The sequence below is a fragment of the Micromonospora sp. U56 genome (assembly GCF_018070095.1).
Lineage (GTDB): Bacteria > Actinomycetota > Actinomycetes > Mycobacteriales > Micromonosporaceae > Micromonospora > Micromonospora purpureochromogenes.
Genome location: NZ_JAGPYL010000005.1, coordinates 21,899 through 41,107, shown reverse-complemented (window position 1 = coordinate 41,107; position 19,209 = coordinate 21,899). Strand labels below are relative to the sequence as shown.

Below are 19,209 nucleotides of genomic sequence, written 5' to 3'. Positions count from 1 at the left end.
CGGCCCCCGGACGCGGCGCCCACCGGCGCCGCGTCCGGGTCACCGGTGCCAGAGCAGCCGGTCGCGGATCCGCCGGGCCATCGGCGAGTCCGTCCCGTCGAGCTCGGCGAGGGCCTCGCTCCACGCCTGCCCGGCCAGGGCCGGGTCGCCGTTGGCCGAGTGGAAGTCGCCGATCGAGACCAGCACCTCCGCGGTGTGGTGGGTGGCCCGGGCGTCGCGGAAGATGTCGATCGCCTGCTGCCAGGTCGCCATCGCGTGCGGCAGGTCGTCGATCATCGAGTACGTGTGCGCCAGCCAGGCCTGGGTGGTGCCCGTCCCGTGCAGGTCGCCGAGGGCCTCGAACTGCCGCCGCGCCTCGACGAACATGCCCAGCGCCTCGGCGTGCCGGCCGAGCCAGCCCTGTGCCCGCGCGATGACCAGCAGGGCGTTGGTGGCGCCCCGCACGTTGCCCTCGGCGCGAAAGAGCGCCCGTGCGGCCTCGGCATGCCAGATCGCCTCGTGGTAGCGCCGCTGGTCCAGCCGGATCTCGGCGATGTTGTTCTCCGCGTGGCCCTGCTCGTTGCGCCGGCCGAGCCGCTCGAAGAGCGCCCGGGCGTGCTGCAGGTGCGACAGCCCGCGGTCCAGATCGGCCAGGAAGTAGCAGGCGCCGGCGAGGCTGCGGTGCAGCAGGGCCTGGGCGGCCGGGTCGTCCCCGGTCGCGGCGAGGCCGGTGCTCATCGTTGTCGCCCACTGCCGGAACTGCGCGGTGTCCTGGAAGAAGTTCTGCAGGGCCAACGCGATCTGCCAGGCCGTACGCGGCCGGCCGCGCTCCTTGGCCCGCGCGACGATAGCGGTCAGCACCCGCTGCTCGGCGGCGAACCAGGCCATCGCGTCGGCCCGGCCGGTGAAGCCGGGCCCGGTGACCCCGCGCTCGGACGGCTCCGGCTCCGGCAGCGGCACCTGCGGCTGCAAGGGCAGGTGCGCCGCGTACGCACTGAGCTGGTAGTAGTCGTAGACCCGCTCGATGGCGGCGTCCCGCTCGGCCGCGTCGTCGTGCTCCTCCCCGAGCTCCACGGCATAGGCGCGCAGCAGATCGTGCATCCGCCACCGGCCGTCGCCGGGCTGGACCAGCAGCTGCGCCCCGAGCTCGGCGAGCAGGCCGCGGGCGGAGCGCAGGGACAGGCCCCCCAGAGCGGCCGTCGCTTCCGCGCTCAGCTCCCCGGCCGGGTGCAGGGGCAGCAGCCGGAAGAGCCGGGCCGCCTCGGGAGTCAGGGCCCGGTAGGACCAGGAGAAGATCGCCTCCAGGTCGGCGTGGGTGTCCCCGAAGCCGGCCAGCCGGCCGTCGGCCTCGGCCAGCTCGCCGGCGACCGCGGGCAGGCTGAGCCCGGGCCGGCCGACGCTGCGGGTGGCGACCAGCGCCAGGGCCAGCGGCAGGCGGCCGCACCGCGCGATGATCTCGTCGACGGCGCCCGGATCCGCGGCCGCCGCGTCACCGAGCCGGCGGGTGAGCAGCTCGCGGGCCTCGGCGTGGGTGAGCAGGTCGAGGTGCAGCGGGTGGGCGCCCGCTGGGCCGGCCACGCCGGTGATCCGGCGGCGGCTGGTGGCGATGACGAGACTGCCGCCGGTGCCGGGCAGCAGGTGCCGGATCTGGTCCCAGTCGCGGCAGTTGTCGAGCAGGATCAGCATCCGGCGCTCGGCCAGGATGCTGCGGTAGAGGCCGGCCTGGGCGTGCAGCTCGGCCGGGATGGCGGCCGGCGCGACCCCGAGGGACCACAGGAAGCCGCGCAGCGCCTCCGCCGGTGTCATCACCGAGTCGCCGGAGTCGAAACCGCGCAGGTCCGCGTGCAACTGCCCGTCGGGAAAGCGGGCGGCCAACTGGTGGGCCAGATGCACCGCGAGGGTGGTCTTCCCGACGCCGGGCATTCCGTCGATGACCAGCGCGCTGGTCCGCCGGTCCCCGGCCAGCAGCTCCTCCGCGGCGGCCAGGACGTCGCGGCGGCCGGTGAAGTGGGGGTGGTCGGCCGGTAACTGCGCCGGCGGCTCGGCCCGGGTCGGCTGCGACAACTCCAGCTCGGCGCGTCTGACGCCGCGCCGCGACCTGGAGCCGTCGGTCGAGGCGTCCTGGTCGAGCACGCTGTCCCGAGCCGCGCGCAGGTCGCCGCCCGGTTGGATGCCGAGTTCGTCGGCGAGCCGGTGCTCGATGTCGGCATAGGCCGCGAGGGCCTCCGCCCGCCGGCCGTCCGCGGCGAGCGCGAGCAGCAGCCGCGCCTGCAGTGCCTCGTCCAGCGGCTCGTACTCGGCGGCCAGCCGGATCGCGGGCAGCACCGCGTGGACGCACCCGGCCCGTAGGGCGGCGTCGGTCGCGGCCCGGACGGCCGCGAACCGCTCGCCGTCGACAGCGACGAACTCCGGATGGGCCCGACCCCCGGGCTGCAGGCCCGAGGCGCACCGGTCCCGCCACAACGCCAGCGCCTCCCGGTAGAGCTCGACCGCCGGCTCGCCGGAACTGCCGGCGGCCTGGGCCACCAGCCGCCGGAAGCGCAGCAGGTCGAGCGACTCCCCGTCGATCCGCAGCCGGTATTCGGCGCCGTCGCGGATCAGCACCGAGCCCGCTGCCCGGGTCGGCAGGCCCGGCTCGAAGCGCCGCCGGAGCATCCCGACGTGCCGGTGGACCACGTTGACCGCGCTGGGTGGGGGGTCGGAATCCCAGAGCAGGTCGACGAGTTCGGCGACGCTGACCGCGCCGCCGGCCCGGGCGAGCAGCAGCGCCAGGATCAGCCGCTGCTGCCGGGTGCCCAGGTCGATCTCGGACTGGTCGCGCCAGGCCCGCACCGGGCCGAGGACGGCGAAGGAGAGGGGGGTGGTCATCTCGATGCGATCCATACAGGGCTGGTTGCCACGATCGCCATAGCATGGCAGGGCCCGCGCCGCCCGACGGGCGCGCCGCCGCAATGTGAGCTTCGACTCAGCGGCACCGATCGCCGGCCGCCGGAGTCGTCCCTGCTCAGGCCGCCTTGAGCCCGGTGCGCAGGGCGCGCAGCGCATAGTGGGTCCGGGACTTCACCGTGCCGATCGGCACTCCCAGCCGGCCCGCGACCTCTTCCGGTGACCGCCCGACCAGGTAGACCTCGGAGAGCAGACTGCGCTGCGCCGGGCTGAGCCGGCTGAGCGCGTGCCGGATGGCGTGCGACGCCAGCGCGCTGCCGGTGGTGTCGTCACCGGCGGGAATCCAGGTCATGTCGACGAGATGGACCTCGGTTGGGCGGCCCCGCCGCAGCCGGACGCCGTCGATGACGAGCCGCCGGGCGACGGTGAGGAGCCACCGGCGGGCGGCATCGGGCTCGGCCGGCACGGAGTCGAGGTGCCGCCAGGTCCGCAGCATCGTCTCCTGGAGCAGATCCTCGGCGGTCTGCCGCTGGCCGTGGGTCAGCAGGAGCAGGAGACGCAGCACGGCACGGGCGTGGTCCGCATGCAGCGCGGTCATGCGCTCGGCCCGGCCGGCCGGTGATTCGTCGGGTGCCCGCAGCACGATATCTCCCCCGCTAGCAGGAGCAACGGTGAATGAGGCACGAGCCTAGGGACGGCCGATGCGAATGAACTGATGCGTAAGTGCGGATCGAGTGCCGTCGCCGATCGCGATCGGTCACGGACGCGACGTGACCGCCGCGAGCAGGCCGGCCAGCCGCCGGCCGGTGCGGGTCTGCGCGTACGGGATCAGGGCCAGCGCCTCCTGCCACGTCCGCACCGCGGCGTCCTGGTCGCCGGTGGCGGCGTGGGCGCCGCCGAGCAGCGCCAGCACCTCCGCGGCCGGCGCCGGTGCCGAGGCCTCCTGGTAGGCGACGGCCGCCTCGCGCCAGCAGCCGACCGCCTTGCCGGGCTCCCGGCGTGCGGAATGCACCTGGCCGAGCACCTCCCACGCCTCGGCGATGCCCAGCCTGTACTGCGCTCCGCGCGACAGCGCCATCGCCTGCTCGGCGCAGCGCACGGCCTCTTCCTCCCGGCCCAGTTCGGCGTTGCTCGCGGCCATGATCACCAGGGCGTCCGCGCGCAGTCTGTCGTCTCCGGCCGCCCATGGCCCCAGCGCCACGGAAAGCGTCCGGACGACCTCCTCATGTCGCCCCTGGGCGCCCAGGATCATCGCCCGGTTGATCACGGCCCGGGTCATCTCGGCGTGCAGGCCGAGCCGGGCGAGCAGCTCGAGCGCCTGGTCGAGATGCCTGACCGCGGTCTCGTGCTCGCGCCGGAAGTAGGCCGCCCCGGCCAGGCTGCGGTGCATCCGGGCCTGCCCGACCAGGTCGCCGCCCGCCCGGGCGGCATCGAGGGCCACCTCGCCGGTTGTCGTCCAGTCGGCCCACCGGCCGCTGCGGTCGAAGAAGTGCTGCATGCCCAGGGCGAGCTGCCAGGCGTCGGTGTGCCGGCCCTGCCGGGCGGCCCGGCCGACCAGCGCGATCAGGACCTGCCGCTCGGCGGTGAACCAGCGCATGGCGTCGCCGTGGCCGGCGAAGCGCAGCGGCGTCTCGCCCGGCCCCGGCTCGATCATCGGGTGGTGCTCGGAGGCCAGCAGCCGCCGGTGCGCCTGATAACAGGTGGCCCGGTAGAACTGCAGGCCACGCAGCTCCGCGGCGGCGCGCTCGGCCGGGCTGTCGTTCTCCTCGCCGAGCTCCGTGGCATAGGCCATCAGCAGGTCGTGGGTGCGGTAGCGGCCCGACAGGTCCTCGCTGATCAGGTGCGCGCGGCTCAGCTCGCCGATCAGCGCCCGCGCGCTCCGCAGCGAAACGCCGGCCAGGCCCGCCGTGCCGGCGATCGAGATGTCGGGGCCGGGATGGATCGGCAGCAGCCGGAAGAGCCGGGCGGCCGGGGCGGAGAGTGCCTGGTAGGACCAGGAGAAGACGGCACGCAGGCCGGTCTGCGGGTCATCGCCGTCGAAGCCGTCCAGGCTCCCGGGCGCTTGGGCCAGCTCGGCGGCGATCTGCGCCGGTGGCCTCCGCGGCAGGGTCGCCGCGCGGGCGGCCACCACGGCCAGCGCGAGCGGCAGCCGCCCGCAGCTGGCGATGATGGCGTCGATCGCGGCCGGGTCCGCCGCGACGCCGCCGGCGCCGAGCGGCCGCAGGAGCGCCGCGCGGGCCTCGTCGATGCTCGGCAGACCGACCGGCAACGGGTGGGCGCCAGCGGTGGTCAGCAGGGTGCTGAGCCGGCTGCGGCTGGTGACGATCACCAGACAACCGGGGCTGCCCGGCAGCAGGTGCCGGATCTGCTCGGCGTCCCGGCAGTTGTCGAGCAGGATCAGCAGGCGCCGGCCGGCAAGCCTGCTGCGGTACATGCCCGCCTGGGCGTGCAGCTCGGCGGGAATGCCCTCCTGGGGCACCCCGAGCGAGCCGAGGAAGCCGCGCAGCGCCTCAGCCGGGCTCATGGCGGGCTCCCGCCCGTCGTATCCGCGCAGGTCGACATAGAGCTGCCCGTCCGGGTAGCCGGCGGCGAACTCGTGGGCGAGGTGGACGGCGAGGGCGGTCTTGCCGATCCCCGGCATGCCGTCGATCGCGAGCACCGCCGGCCCGCCCGGGCGCGCGACCGCCGCGCGGGCCTCGGCGACGAGGTCGCCCCGGCCGTTGAAGAAGGGCAGATCCGGCGGCAGCTGCGCGGGCCGGGGAAACGGCGACGGCGATTCGGTACGCGCCGGCTGGGTGCGCTGGTGCAGCAGCCGGTCGTACGCCTCCCGCAGCTCCTCGCCCGGATCGATGCCCAGGTCGTCGGCGAGTCGGCGGCGCACCACCCGGTACATCTCGACGGCTTCCGCCTGGCGGCCGTCGGCGGCGAGCGCCAGCAGCAACCGGCTCTGCAGCGACTCGTCGAGCGGGTGCTGCTCGGCGGCCTGCCGCAACGGCGCCAGCACCGCGCTCATCCGGCCGCAGCGCTCGGCGGCGTCGGCGGCCTCGCGCACGGCCTGGGCGCGTTCGGCCTCCACGGCGAGGAACGCGGGATGCAGGCGGGAGGCCGGTTCCAGGCCCGCGGCGCACCGGCCGCGCCACAGCCGCAGCCCGTCGAGGGAATGCCGCAGCGCCGACTCGGGGTCGCCGTCCTGCAGGCTGCGGCCCGCCAGCCGGCTCAGCGACCGGAACTTCAGCAGGTCGAGGGAGTCCTCGTCGGCGCGCAACCGATAGCCGGAGAGCTCCCTGAGGATGTGCCGGCCGGCCGACCGGGTGGGCAGGCCGGGCTCGAACAGCCGCCGGAGCACCCCGACGTGCCGGTGCACGACGTTCGCGGCGCTGGCCGGGGCCTCCTCGTCCCAGAGCAGGTCGACCAGCTCGGCCAGGGAGACCGGTGAACCGGCCCGGGCCAGCAGCAACGCGAGCACCAGGCGCTGCTGGCGGGCACCCAGATGCAGCTCGACGCCGGCGCGGACGACCCTGATCGAGCCGAGCACCGAGAAACCGATCGTCTCGCCCGCCTCCGCCCGCACACCGGCAACGGTAACCGGCGACCCGCCACCCGGACCTTTCGACCACCGGGTCTCCGGGACGGCGACGACAGCGGCGGGTCCGACCACTCCTCGTCGACCCGCAGCAACCGATCCCCCACATCACTGAACGAGGTCGACCTGGCCGTCGCCAGTCATGCCGGTACGCCGGGTGGCAACGGCGGCTCAGGTGGGCGTCCACGGGCGCGGACCGCGTCGGAGATGGCGACGCCGGCGAGTACGGCGGTGGCGGCGACGCTCGACAGCAGCGGCGGCACGTGCGGCATCGCGGGTGTCAAGGCGGCCAACGCGACCAGCCCGATCAACCGGGTGCGGGACACGCGGGCGAAGACCGTGTATTCGAAAGCAGCCCGCCCGGCGAGGAACAGCGCGGGTCCGCCGAGCATCACGGCGACCCAGGCCGGCTCGCTGTGCCCGACTGGATGAGCGATGACGAACTCGGCGCCGACGGCGGTGAACACGATGCCGGCCACCATGGCCAGGTGGGTGTATGACACGGAGCGGGCGAGGCGGGCCTGGTCAGGGGCCGCTGCGATGGCTGCGGAGAGCAACTCCCCGGCGCGGTAGATGTAGATCCGCCACAGCAGCACGGTGATGGTGATCGACACGATGAAGGCTGCGGTGCGGTGGGCCGCGAACCCGGTGCCGCGAAGCGTCAGTCCGATCACCAGGATCAACTCGCCGAGCGCGATGATGAAGAACTGCCGATATCGTTCGGCCAGATGCTCGGCCACGTTCGGTAGCAGTGCGGTGGGCGTGCGGCCGATCCCCGGCGTGGGGTGCCGGAGCGCGTATGCGGCGTAGTCCAGGAGCACAGCCAGGGTCCACAACACCCCACGTGTCGTACCGTGTGCGAGCGCCCCCGCGATCCACGGCAGCGCGGACACGCCGAACCAGAACAGCCCCCTGCGGGGGGCGCGGCGCAGCTCGTGACCCCGCAGAGCGATCACAAGGAAGATTTCGCGACCTATGTGGATGGCAACGTATGCGCCCGCGAAGATCAGGCCCCGCTCGCTGAACGCGTCGGGCAGCGCGACCGCCATCACCAGGGCGCCGATCATGATCGCGATGGTCAGGACCTGGACCGCCGGCCGCTGCGGGTCGAACAACTCGGTTGTCCAGGCCGTGGTAAACCACACCCACCAGACGGCCAGCAACAGCACCAACGCTTGGAAGGCACCGCTCCACCCGAGATCCTGGACCAGCGCGTACGAAAGCTGTGCGAGCGCGAAGACAAAGGCCAGATCAAAGAACAGTTCCAGGTACGTTGCCCGGGGATCTCCCCGCCCGCGCAACAGCCCGCGCGCCCTACCGGTCGTCATAGGCTCGCCCGTTCTGCCGGATTTGTAACAGGCCGAAGCAGTCATATCACGCCGACACGCCTCCCGACGTCCACGAACAGGAACGGCAGTAGCCGGGCGCCCTCAGGCGTTGCGGACCCAGTACCGCCGTCGGCCATGCTCCGGTCGCTCGGAACGCCTCCATGCAGCAGCCGAATCAGTCCGTTCAGCTCTGGTGAAACCACGTCTGACCTGGTCTGCTGAGGGATAGGACCACTCGGTTGGTCATCTGGACCGGAATCGAGACCGGCATGGACAACATTCATCTCCCTCGAAGCGCGCGCCGCCTGAGCTGCGCCCTCCTGGTCGGCGTCGTCACCCTGCTGGCGTTCGCCGGAGCAGCGCCCGCCTCCGGCCGCACCACCGCCGCCCCGGCCACCGCCGCCCCGGCCACCGCCGGCCGCACGACGGCGGCCGCGGTGACGGGCCCGTCGCCCGGCACGTTCACCGGACTGGGCTTCGACGCCTGCACCGCCCCATCGTCGGCGACCATGCAGGCGTGGCTGGCGGCCTCGCCCTACCGGGCGATCGTCATCTACTTCGGCGGTGTCAACCGCGCGTGCGCACAGCCCAACCTGACCCCCTCGTGGGTCGCCGCGCAGCAGGCGGCGGGCTGGCATCTCGTGCCGATCTATCTCGGGTTGCAGGCGCCGTGCACGACGTCCACCAAGCGCTATCTCATCGACGCAGCGAACGCGGCGGCGCAGGGACGCACACAGGCGGACGACGCGGTCGCACAGGCGAAGGCGCTGGGCCTGGCGCCGGAGAGCGTACTCGTCTTCGACATGGAGGCGTACCGGACCGACGATGCGGCCTGCCGCTCCGCGGTGCTCTCGTTCATGAGCGCCTGGACGGCGCGGCTGCACGACCTCGGCTACCTCTCCGGCTTCTACGGCAGCATGGCCTCGGGCGTCGCCGACCAGGTCGCGGCCTACAACACCCCCGGCTACGTCCGCCCCGACTACCTGGACTTCGCCCGCTGGGACGGAGTCGCCACCGTGTCCGACCCGGCGATCCCCAGCTCGTACTGGTCTCCCCAGCGACGGATGAAGCAGTACCGAGGCGACCACAACGAGACGTGGGGCGGGGTGACGATCAACATCGACAACGACTACCTTGACGTCGCTCCCATTCCGGCGACTCCCTTCGGGGACTTCAACGGCAACGGCTGGTCCGACCTGCTGAGCCGCCAGCCCGCCACGGGCAACCTCTATCTCTACCCCGGCAACGGGACGTCCCTCGGCATCCGCACGACCATCGGCACGGGATGGAACGGCATGGACGTCATCGTCCGGACGGACCTCACCGGGGACGGTCACGGAGACGTCATCGCCCGCGACAAGGCGACCGGCTACCTGTGGCTGTATCCGCACACGCCGTCGGGGTGGGGCAGCCGGATCCGCCTCGGTACCGGCTGGAACTCCATGCGCGAGATCACCCCCGCCAACGACTTCAACCGGGACGGCTACCGGGACGTGCTCGCCGGGCAGGCCTCCACCGGATACCTGTACCTGTACCCGGGCCGGGGCACGTCGTTCGGCCCACGAACGAGTCTCGGAACCGGCTGGAACACCATGGACGAACTCACCGGAATCGGCGACTTCAACCGCGACGGCTACCAAGACCTCCTCGCCCGGCAGAAGTCCACCGGCAACCTCTTCCTCTACCCGGGACGGGCAGGCGGGCTCGGTACGAGGCTGCAGGTCGGCACCGCGTGGAACAGCATGCGTGACCTCGTCGGCGTCGGTGACTTCAACCGCGACGGCTACCCGGATCTGCTCGCCATCGAGAAGTCCACGAGCTACCTGTACCTCTACCGCGGTCAGGGCACGGGCTTCGCCGCCAGAATCCGGCTCGGTGTGAGCTGGGGCGGGATGCAACCCCTGCTGTGAAGTACGGCCGTCCGCGAGCGGCGGTATCGCGCGTCGGCGTCGGACGCCGCGAGCCGGTCGGCGGGCAGGGCGCGCAGACCGGCTGGCCCTACCGGCCCACGGGACTCGCCGGGTATGAGGCTGCCTCACTCGCGACGAGCCCAAGCGTTTTCTACCTCTGTGTCCTGTTCTGTCGCCCAGGCTCATAGCGTTTTCGGCCTTACTGTTCCTATTCGGTCACTCAAGGTTGAGATGTCCTGTTTGGTGCATCTATGACCCGAAATTCGAATATGCAGATAGTGGTACATCCACGGCGGTTTGATTAGTCAATCAGGACATATCCCCTCTCAGGGGACTCGTAGCCTCGACCGGTGCCCTTTCGCGTCTCCTTCGATGGAACCCCCCGTCGCCCGCAGTTCACTTCGCCAATCCTCTCGTCCGGACCCGATCGACCCGTGTTCGTCGATGTCACCGGGACCCGCCGCCGACGAATCGGACGGGCGGGAGTGATCGTCGCCCTCGCGTCGCTGACGTACCTGCCGATGGCCGGGAGCGGCCTGCTGCCCGGTCCGCCGACGCCGGCGCAACCCGGGCCGCTCACCGTCGGCGGCGGTTTACTCGATCGCAGCGGACGCCCGCCGGCCAGCACACCACCGCCACTCGACGCCGCATACCCAGAGGGGACCGAGAGGCCTTCGGACACGGTGGACCGGCCACCGCGTCCAGGCCGGCAGGAGCGGGAGCCCAACGAGCCGGATCTGCCGGCCCAGCCGCTCGATCCCGCTCCCCACCGGCCCAAGTTCGACGCGCCCCGGACCGCCCAGAGCATCGACCCGGCACCGGTCAGGGCTTCGCCGGCCCTGCCCGTTCCCGGCCCGGAGGCGACGCCGTCGACCCCCGAAAGCAGCGAACCGGCACCGGTCACGGCCTCGCCGGCCCTGCCCGTTCCCGGCCCGGAGCCGGTCGGATGACCGTTCGGAGCCGCCCTCGCGCCAGTGGCCCACCCGGGCGGCGCAGGTCCGGCCGCCCCGGTCGGTGGACCGGCCGGTTCGTCTGCGCGTCCCTGTTGACGGTGGTCGTGTGTGTGCTCCTGGTCGAGGCGTACGCGAACGCGGGATTCAGACCCGACCACGTGGGCGGGTCCGCGGACCAGCGCACCGTTCCGACCGACATCCTGAGCGGCGGCCCGGTCCTCGACGTCCGGGGCGAGCAACCCCGGTCCTACCGGATGCCCGCGAGGACCATCGCGCTCACCTTCGACGACGGGCCCGATCCCACCTGGACCCCCAAGGTGCTCGACGTCCTGCGACGGCACCGGGCCAGGGCCACGTTCTTCGTGGTCGGTTCGCAGACGGCCAGGCACCGGAACCTGGCCCGGCGGACCGTCGCGGAGGGGCACGAGCTCGGTGTGCACACCTTCACCCACCCGGACGTGAGCGCGCTGCCGAACTGGCGGCAGCGGATGGAGTACGCACAGACGCAGATGGCGATCGTGGACGCAGCCGGCGTACGCACCAGCCTCGTACGGTTTCCCTACTCGTCGGTGCCCAGCGCCGTCGACGACTCGAAGTGGCCGGCCATCCGGGCGGCCGCCCGACTCGGCTACCTGACCGTCGTCAACGACATCGACGGCAGGGACTGGGCCCGCCCCGGCGTGGACGCGATCGTGCGGAACATGACGCCGGCCGAGGGAGCGGGTGCCGTGGTACTGCTGCACGACGCCGGCGGCGACCGGTCGCAGACCATCGCCGCACTGGACAGGTTCATTCCTCTGATGCAGGCACAGGGCTACACCTTCACCACGGTCAGCGACGGGATGAACCGGGGGCGGCCGGGGGCGGAAGCCTTCGCCGGCAACGTCCCGGCGTCGACCGCGGACCGCTGGCAGGCGGCCCCGCTCCGCTGGGCGATCGTGCTGGCCGATTCGATGCTGCGCGGTCTGGCCGTCCTCTTCGTGGTGGTCGGGGCGCTCATGCTGGCCCGGACGCTGCTGCTGGTCCTGCTCGCCCGCAAACTCGCGCGGCGACGGCGGGCGCACCGCTGGCCCTGGGGAGTCACCACCGCACCGGTGTCGGTGATCGTGCCCGCCTACAACGAACGGGCCGGCATCGTTGCCACGGTTCGATCGCTGGCCGCCAACGACCACCCGGGCATCGAGGTGATCGTGGTCGACGACGGTTCGACCGACGGCACGGCCGACCTCGTCGACGCGCTCGGCCTCGACACCGTGCGGGTCATCCGCAAGCCCAACGGAGGCAAGGCGAGCGCCCTCAACACCGGTCTCCTGTACGCCTCGCACGACATCATCGTGACCGCCGACGCGGACACCGTCTTCGAGTCGGACGCGATCCGCAGGCTCGTCGAACCGTTCACCGATCCGCGGATCGGCGCGGTGGCCGGCAACGTCAAGGTCACCAATCGGCACGGGCTGCTCGGCCAGTGGCAGCACATCGAGTACGTCATCGGCTTCAGCCTGGACCGCCGGTTCTACGAGACGCTCGGCTGCATACCGACGGTGCCCGGGGCGATCGCCGCCTTCCGCCGGCACGCACTGACGGCTGTCGGTGGGATGAGCGGTGACACGCTGGCCGAGGACACCGACGTCACCATGGCGGTCCTCCGTGCCGGCTGGCGGGTGGTGTACCAGGACCGTGCCCGCGCCTGGACGGAGACGCCCGCGTCGCTGGGCGACCTGTGGCGACAGCGCTGCCGGTGGAGCTACGGCACCCTGCAGGCGATGTGGAAGCACCGGAGCGCGGTGTTCGACCGCGGCGCCTCGGGCCGCTTCGGCCGCTTCGGCCTGCCCATGCTCGCCCTCTTCGGCGTGGTACTGCCCCTGCTCGGCCCGGTGCTCGACCTGCTCGCCCTGTACGGGCTCTTCTTCATGGACACGAAGACGACGGCCGTGGCGTGGGTCGCGATGCTGGTCGTGCAGGCCCTGACCGCGGCGGTGGCCTTCCGGCTCGACGGGGAACCGCTGCGCCCGCTGCTCACCCTGCCGATTCAGCAGTTCGCCTACCGCCAGCTGATGTACCTGGTACTGGCCCGGTCCGTGGTGACGGCGGTGACCGGCTCCCGCCTGGGTTGGCGCAAGGTCAAGCGCGCCGGCGACGTCGTGCGGCACCATGCCGCGCCACCCGCGCCGACGGACGGTGGCGCGGGAGGACGCCCGGTCCGGGACCGCTGGTTCGACACGCTACGAGCCGTGGCGCTGGGCCGCGTCGTCGTGTACCACATGTTCGGCGCCGCCTGGCTGAGCTTCGTCTTCCCCGCCATGGGGGTGATGTTCGCGCTGGGCGGTTCGCTGATGGCCGCCTCGCTGGCCCGGTCGCCGGACCGGGCGGTCATCAGCCGCCTGCGCCGCCTGCTGCCGGCCCTGTGCGCGATGGGGCTCGTGCTGGTGCCCGTGATGGTCTGGCACGGCTGGTCCGACCGGCCGGCCTGGCCGGCGCTGTTGAGCTGGCTGGTTCCGCTGGTGCAGCCGCCGGGCAACGAGTGGGCGGCGGACGTGACGGGGGTGCTGTGGTACCTCGTGGCGTACCTGTGGCTGGTCCTGCTCTCCCCCGTGCTGCTCGCGGTGTACCGGCGGTGGCCGGTCGGGTCCGTACTCGTCCCGCTGGCCGCAGTGGTGGTGCTGCAGACGGCTGACCCGTCACCCGGCGGGCCGGTGGGGTCGGCGCTGACCGACCTGGCCACGTTCGGCGCCTGCTGGTTGGTGGGTTTCGCGCACCGCGACGGCCGGCTGCGGCGGCTTCCGCTGTCGGCGCTCCTGGCCGCCGCAGCCGGGTGCCTGGGGTTCGCGCTCGGCTGGCTCGCCACCCACCCCGACGGGGGCCTGGACCTCAACGACATCCCCGTCGCCCAGGCGTTCTGGTCGTTGGCCTTCGTGCTGGTCCTGCTCCGGGTCACGCCCCCGATGGGCTGGCTGACCCGGATCCGGCCGCTCGAGGTGTTGGTGACGGCGTTGAACAGCCGGGCCCTGACCATCTACCTCTGGCACAACGCCGCCATCGCCGTCTGCTTCGCCGTCGGCGACGGCATGGGCCTCTGGCGGGTGGGCCAGGTGGGCTACCTGGCGGTGGCCCTGGTGATCCTCGCCGGTGTGGTGCTGGCCCTGGGCTGGATCGAGGACGTCAGCGCCCGGCGTCGGCCCCGTCTGCTGCCCTGGGCACGTCCCACGAGGGCGCCCGGACCCGCTCAGTCGGTCGGAGAGCACCCGGACGGCGTCACCGCGGCGGACGTTCGGCAGCAGGAGGCGGCCGCCATGCGATGACCAGCCGACACGCACGTCGCATTCATGCGAAAACGTAACATTCAGTTAATTTTGTCGTATCATTGACTCAACTTGGCGCTTCCCAGGCCGCAGGTCCGGAGGCGCTGACACCGGGGGCGATGCGTCCGCAGCGACGGCGGCGGACGGTTGCCCGGCGGGCAGGACGCCGCCGCGGGCCGACCGGACCGGACACGATCCGTCCGGACGCCCGCGAGCGGGAAGACGGTGACTTGGGTGGTCACCACGGCCGGCACGGGCCTTCGCCTCCTACGGGGCCCGTGCCGGCCACCTTCAGGGGGCGTCGCCCCACAGGTTGGCGTTGGCGAGAGACTCGCCCCGTGCCGAGGGCCGAAAGGAGAGAGCATGTCGTATCCGCCGAACACGCCGACCGAGCGGGCACTGTGGAGCGCCGTGGTGGACGGGGTCCGCGCGGCCGGCGCATCGGATCGGGCGGGTTTCGAGGCGGCGGTCAGCCGCCTGCGACGCCTCCCCCGGCCGTGGGCGGACCAGGTCCTCGACCACACCGCCGAACTACTGGCCGAGGAAATCGGCCCGCCCGGGTCTGTCCACTGGCCACTTTCGGTGCCGCCCGGCGCGGGCCTCGCGCCGTGGGCACGGGCGGACCCTGGTCTGCTCACCTTCCTCCCCCGACGCCACGATGGACGACTGGCGGCTACGCCCGGTGATCCGGAGGAGACGACGCGTCGGCTGCTGTTGATCACCCACCTGGCCCTCGTGGCGCAGGTCGGGGTCGGCGCCTTTCTCGATGTGGCCCTGGTCGGCGCCGCCCGGTCGTCCCGGCCGGCGTCCGGACAGGTCCCGCACTGCCGGCTCGGACGCTGACCGAAGACCCGGTCCCACCTCCGGTCCTGTCCCTCAGGTCTTTCCAGGATGCGGCTCTCCCACGCCCACGCGGCGATCTCGACCGGGTTGCGGGAGTCCAGCGTCGGCCGCTATTCCATCAAGCCGATTTGATGTATTCTGTTGATCGTGGCGTCGTCGAGTCAGGCTCCCCCGGCGTTCGTGCGCTTGGCCGCCCATCCGCTGCGGTGGCGGCTGCTGACCGCACTCGCCGACAGCGACTACCGGGTCCGGGAACTCGTGACGCTGGTGGATGAGCCGCAGAACCTGGTCTCCTACCATCTCCGCCTGCTGCGTGACGGCGGGCTGGTCACGGCCACGCGCAGCAGCTTCGACGGCCGCGACAGCTACTACCACCTGGATCTGGATCGCTGCACGGATGCGCTGGCCGACACCGGCGCCGCGCTGCACCCGGCGCTGCGCCGGGAGCCCGCCCCGCACACACCGGTGGAGCTGCGGCGCTCGCCTCGCGTCAGCGTGCTGTTCGTCTGCACAGGCAACAGCGCCCGCTCACCGATCGCCGAGGCCCTGCTACGCCACCGCACCGGCGGCCAGGTCGAGGTGGCCAGCGCCGGCAGCCGACCCAAGCCCCGCCATCATCCGAACGCCATACGGGTGCTACATGACGAGTTCGCCATCGACATCACCGGCCGGCGCCCCCGGCACCTGGACACCCTGACCGGCTGCCGGTTCGACTACGTGATCAGCCTGTGCGACAAGGCCCGCGAGGCCTGCCCCGACTTCCCGGACCATCCCCGGCGGGTGCACTGGAGCATCGCCGACCCCGCCACGGCCGGCAACACCGACCAGACCAGCTACCCCGCCTTCCAGCACACCGCGACAGACATCGACACCCGCGTCACGCACCTGCTGCCCGTGCTCACCGCCACCCGCTCCTGAAGGAGATTCCGTCGTGACAGCATCCGACCAGTACGCCAACGTCCGTTACCTCGTTGATGACGTCCAGGCGGCCGTCGACTTCTACACCACCCATCTCGGCTTCACCCTGAACACCAGCGCCGCGCCCGCGTTCGCCGACGTGCTGCGCGGCCCGCTGCGGCTGCTGCTGTCCGGGCCAGCCAGTTCCGGCGCCCGCGCCACCCCCAACGACGCCACCAGCCCGGGCCGCAACCGCATCCACCTCATCGTTGACGACCTGGACACGGAGGTCGACCGGCTCCGTGGCGCGGGGGTGTCGTTCCGCAGCGAGCCGATCTCCGGGCCCGGCGGGCGGCAGATCCTGCTCGCCGACCCCGCCGGCAACCTGATCGAGCTGTTCCAACCCGCTCACCAGTCCCCCGCCACGCCGACCACCTGACCGCAGCCCGCCGGGAGAAGATCCGTCGGCGTTCGTGCCGGTGGGGCGGCGGCCCGACGGACGCGTACGGCGCGCTGGAACCTGGTGAGGCGGTCTTCCGGCAGACCTGAGCGCGCCCTCGTATTCGCTGCGACCAGCCGGTCAGCCGGTGCGGCGGGAGCGGGCCAGACCCAGTCCGCCGAGGACCATGGCGATCAGCCCCACCACCAGGGCCACGAAGCCGCCGACTATTCCGCCGCCGGTACCGGGACCACCATCGGCGCCGGCCACAACCAGCCCGCCGATGACCGCGGCGGCCAGCCCCGCAGCCAGGGCCACGATGGCCCCTCTCTTCCCGGTGCCGGTGCCGATACGACCGGCCGAGCGGGCCAGAGCCAGCCCACCGATGACCACGCCGACCAGCCCCAGCAGCGCGGCCACCAGGGACCAGAAACGCCCGGCGGTCAAGGTGTAGGAACTGGCGGCGGCTGACTCGACCACGACGTGCGCGGCCGACGGTGTGGCCGGCCCGAAATCTCCGATCATGGCGGCTTCGGCGGCGGCAAGCAGGTGACGGACGGACATGAGGTGCTCCTTCTCCTCTGACGACTGGACGTCGCCTGATCCTGTCCGCTGGACCCACCGCCGGTCGTCCTGCGGACGCAGGCAATTCGCGCTGCCGCCGATGCCGTAGCCGGCTGCCGCGGGTGCCGTAGGCGCCGCGAAGGTACTGCGGGCGCGGTATACAGCAGTCGTCCGGGAGCGGGATTCGCTCGCAGCGGCGTCCGGCTAGGGTGCCCGCATGGACAGAGGACGGTTCGGTGTCCCGGCCGGGGTCCGAGACTGGGCGATCGCCGTCGGCGTGGCGGCGGCGCTGCTGGCCGCCGGGCTGTCCGGACAGCAGTCCGCCACGAACGTCGACCTGCTCGGCTACGCGCTGTTGGCGGCGGGTGGTCTGGCGCTGGCCGCGCGTCGCCGGGCTCCGGTTCCCGTGCTGGCCGTGACCGGGTTGTGCGCGGTGGGTTACCAGGCGGCCGGTTTCGACGTACCTGCCGTCGCGTATCTGTTCGCGGTGTACGCAGCCGTGCGGGCGGGACACCGCATCATCACGGTGGCGGCGAGCGTGACCCTGCTGTCCGCTCTCCCCCTGGCGGCCCTGGCGTCGGGCCTGCACGATACGGGCGAGGCGTTCGCGCAGGCCCGAGGCGCCCTCGAAATCGCCTGGCTGCTCGCTGCCGGCGCCGCCGGGGAGGCGCTGCGGCAGGCCGAGCGGCGGGCGGACGAAGCCGAGCGCACCCGGGAGGAGACCGCACGGCGCCGCGCCGATGAGGAGCGGCTGCACATCGCGCGGGAGCTGCACGACTCGCTCACCCACCAGATCTCGGTCATCAAGGTGCAGGCCGAAGTCGCCGTCCACCTGGCCCGCAAGCGGGGTGACCCGGTGCCGGAGGCCCTGCTGGCGATCCGGGAGGCCGGCCGTGAGGCGGCCCGGGAGCTGCGGGCAACTCTGGAGGCGCTGCGCGACGACGACACCACCCCGCCCCACGGGCTCGACCACATCCCGGAGCTGGTGGAGCGGGCTGGCAGGACCGGCCTGGAGGCGACGCTGACGATCGAGGGACAGCGGCACGACGTGCCGGCCGCGGTGGGCCGGACCGCCTACCGGATCGTTCAGGAGTCGCTGACCAACATCGCCCGTCACGCCGCCGCGGCTACCGCGTCGGTCCGGATCGACTGCCGTCCCGACGTCCTCGCCATACAGGTCGACGACGACGGCAAGGCCACGCCGGACACCGCGCCGATGCCCGGCGTCGGGCTGCTCGGGATGCGCGAACGGGTCACCGCCCTCGGCGGCCGCCTGCGCGCGGAACCGCGCAGTGAGGGCGGCTTCACCGTCCGGGCCGAACTCCCCGTGGACCAGACGTCATGATCCGGGTCCTGCTGGTCGACGACCAGCCGCTCATTCGCAGCGGGTTCCGCGCGCTCCTCGACGTCGAGGACGACATCGAGGTGGTGGCCGAGGCCGCCGACGGGAGCGAGTGCCTGGCGCTGGCCAGGGAACACCTGCCCGACATCGCGCTCATCGACATTCAGATGCCGGTCGTCAACGGCATCGAGGCGACCCGGCGCATCGCCGCGGACCCGACCCTGGCCGGGGTACACGTCGTCATCCTGACCAACTACGGCTTGGACGAATACGTCTTCAACGCGCTGCGAGCCGGCGCGGCCGGGTTCCTCGTCAAGGACATCCACCCGGAAGACTTCCTCCATTCCGTACGCGTCGCCGCGCGCGGCGACGCCCTGCTGGCGCCGTCGATCACCCGCCGGCTGATCAACCGGTACGTCAACCAGCCGCTCCACACCGCCGCCGACGCCGGGCTGGACGAGCTGACCAGCCGCGAACGCGAGGCCGTCGCCCTGGTCGCCCAGGGCCTGTCCAACGACCAGATCGCCGCACGCATGGTGATCAGCCCGCTGACCGCGAAGACCCACATCAACCGAGCCATGACCAAGCTCCACGCCCGCGACCGCGCCCAACTCGTGGTGCTCGCCTACGAATCCGGCCTGGCAACCCCGCGCAACTCCTGACATCGCGTCCGGGGCGGTCAGGAAACCGCGGCTTTCACCAGCTCCACGACCTTCTTCTCCACCGCGGGGCTCCACTTCTGCAGCGCGTACGCCACCGGCCACAGGTCTCCGTCGTCGAGGTTGGCCGTGTCCTGGAAGCCCAGGGTCGAGTACCGGTAGTTGAACTTGCCCGAGTCCTGGAAGAAGACGACAACCTTGCCGTCCGCGTTGACGTAGGCAGGCATCCCGTACCAGGTCTTTGGCGACAGCTCCGGAGCGGCAGCGGTCACCGCCACATGCACACGCTCGGCGAGCGCACGATCTTCCGGCGCCATCTGCGCAATCCTGTCGAGGAGCGCTTGCAGCCCCTCGGCCTTCTTGGTCCCCTTCTTGCCCTCGGCGCGCAGCTCGGCGGCGCGCTCCTTCATCGCGGCACGCTCCTCAGCGCTGAAGCCGTCGGACACGGTGGTGGAATTCTTCGCGGACACTCTGTTCTCCCCTTCGCCGTAAAGGTTCGGCGTGATGCCGGCTACCTGGGAAAAGGC

14 protein-coding genes are annotated in these 19,209 nt (G+C 72.3%); 8 read left to right on the top strand and 6 right to left on the bottom strand.

All coding sequences use genetic code 11. The features are described 5' to 3' along the window. Nucleotides 1-39 precede the first annotated feature (39 nt). The 4 genes from KBX37_RS04010 to KBX37_RS03995 all read right to left on the bottom strand — a co-directional run bounded on the left by KBX37_RS04010 (nt 40) and on the right by KBX37_RS03995 (nt 7,776). Nucleotides 40-2,862 carry a BTAD domain-containing putative transcriptional regulator gene (locus KBX37_RS04010; protein ID WP_210774556.1) on the bottom strand — a complete coding sequence of 941 codons (2,823 nt, stop codon included), beginning with the start codon at nt 2,860-2,862 and terminating at the stop codon, nt 40-42. Nucleotides 2,863-2,983: 121 nt separating this feature from the next. Next, entirely contained in the window at nt 2,984-3,508 is a 525-nt protein-coding gene (locus KBX37_RS04005; protein ID WP_307848932.1) for a sigma-70 family RNA polymerase sigma factor, read from the bottom strand. Between the two features lie 114 nt (nt 3,509-3,622). Continuing rightward, a complete protein-coding gene (locus KBX37_RS04000; RefSeq protein ID WP_210774555.1) occupies nt 3,623-6,436 on the bottom strand; it encodes a BTAD domain-containing putative transcriptional regulator in 2,814 nt (937 codons plus the stop codon). A gap of 152 nt (nt 6,437-6,588) precedes the next feature. Next, complete coding sequence (locus tag KBX37_RS03995) at nt 6,589-7,776, bottom strand: low temperature requirement protein A (RefSeq protein WP_210774554.1); 1,188 nt, start codon at nt 7,774-7,776, stop codon at nt 6,589-6,591. A 269-nt stretch (nt 7,777-8,045) separates the two neighbouring features. On the opposite strand from KBX37_RS03995, the gene KBX37_RS03990 reads away from it, so the two are divergent. The 6 genes from KBX37_RS03990 (at nt 8,046) to KBX37_RS03965 (ending at nt 16,117) form a co-directional block, all read left to right on the top strand. Beyond that, complete coding sequence (locus KBX37_RS03990) at nt 8,046-9,686, top strand: glycoside hydrolase domain-containing protein (protein ID WP_210774553.1); 1,641 nt, start codon at nt 8,046-8,048, stop codon at nt 9,684-9,686. Nucleotides 9,687-10,036: 350 nt separating this feature from the next. Further along, nucleotides 10,037-10,636: a hypothetical protein gene (locus KBX37_RS03985; protein ID WP_210774552.1), complete on the top strand. Its 600-nt coding sequence runs from the start codon at nt 10,037-10,039 to the stop codon at nt 10,634-10,636. A gap of 161 nt (nt 10,637-10,797) precedes the next feature. Further along, nucleotides 10,798-13,938 (top strand): glycosyltransferase, encoded by a 3,141-nt coding sequence (locus KBX37_RS35520; RefSeq protein WP_307848931.1) that lies wholly within the window; start codon nt 10,798-10,800, stop codon nt 13,936-13,938. Nucleotides 13,939-14,301: 363 nt separating this feature from the next. Further along, entirely contained in the window at nt 14,302-14,781 is a 480-nt protein-coding gene (locus KBX37_RS03975) for a hypothetical protein (protein WP_210774551.1), read from the top strand. A gap of 147 nt (nt 14,782-14,928) precedes the next feature. Further along, the gene (locus KBX37_RS03970; RefSeq protein ID WP_210774550.1) at nt 14,929-15,699 is read left to right on the top strand and encodes an ArsR family transcriptional regulator; all 771 of its coding nucleotides are present in this window, start codon (nt 14,929-14,931) and stop codon (nt 15,697-15,699) included. A gap of 13 nt (nt 15,700-15,712) precedes the next feature. Beyond that, complete coding sequence (locus tag KBX37_RS03965; RefSeq protein ID WP_210774549.1) at nt 15,713-16,117, top strand: VOC family protein; 405 nt, start codon at nt 15,713-15,715, stop codon at nt 16,115-16,117. A 141-nt stretch (nt 16,118-16,258) separates the two neighbouring features. Here KBX37_RS03965 and KBX37_RS03960 read toward each other — a convergent pair whose 3' ends face one another. Next, complete coding sequence (locus tag KBX37_RS03960; RefSeq protein ID WP_247656995.1) at nt 16,259-16,681, bottom strand: DUF6223 family protein; 423 nt, start codon at nt 16,679-16,681, stop codon at nt 16,259-16,261. 217 nt (nt 16,682-16,898) lie between these two features. On the opposite strand from KBX37_RS03960, the gene KBX37_RS03955 reads away from it, so the two are divergent. Together KBX37_RS03955 and KBX37_RS03950 are read left to right on the top strand one after the other, a co-directional pair. Further along, a complete protein-coding gene (locus tag KBX37_RS03955) occupies nt 16,899-18,026 on the top strand; it encodes a sensor histidine kinase (RefSeq protein ID WP_210774548.1) in 1,128 nt (375 codons plus the stop codon). Next, entirely contained in the window at nt 18,023-18,685 is a 663-nt protein-coding gene (locus KBX37_RS03950) for a response regulator transcription factor (protein WP_210774547.1), read from the top strand. Before KBX37_RS03955 ends, KBX37_RS03950 begins: the two co-directional genes overlap by 4 nt. Before the next feature lie 17 nt (nt 18,686-18,702). Here the strand turns inward: KBX37_RS03950 and KBX37_RS03945 are convergent, their stop codons facing one another. Continuing rightward, complete coding sequence (locus KBX37_RS03945) at nt 18,703-19,152, bottom strand: hypothetical protein (protein WP_307848930.1); 450 nt, start codon at nt 19,150-19,152, stop codon at nt 18,703-18,705. Nucleotides 19,153-19,209: the final 57 nt, after the last annotated feature.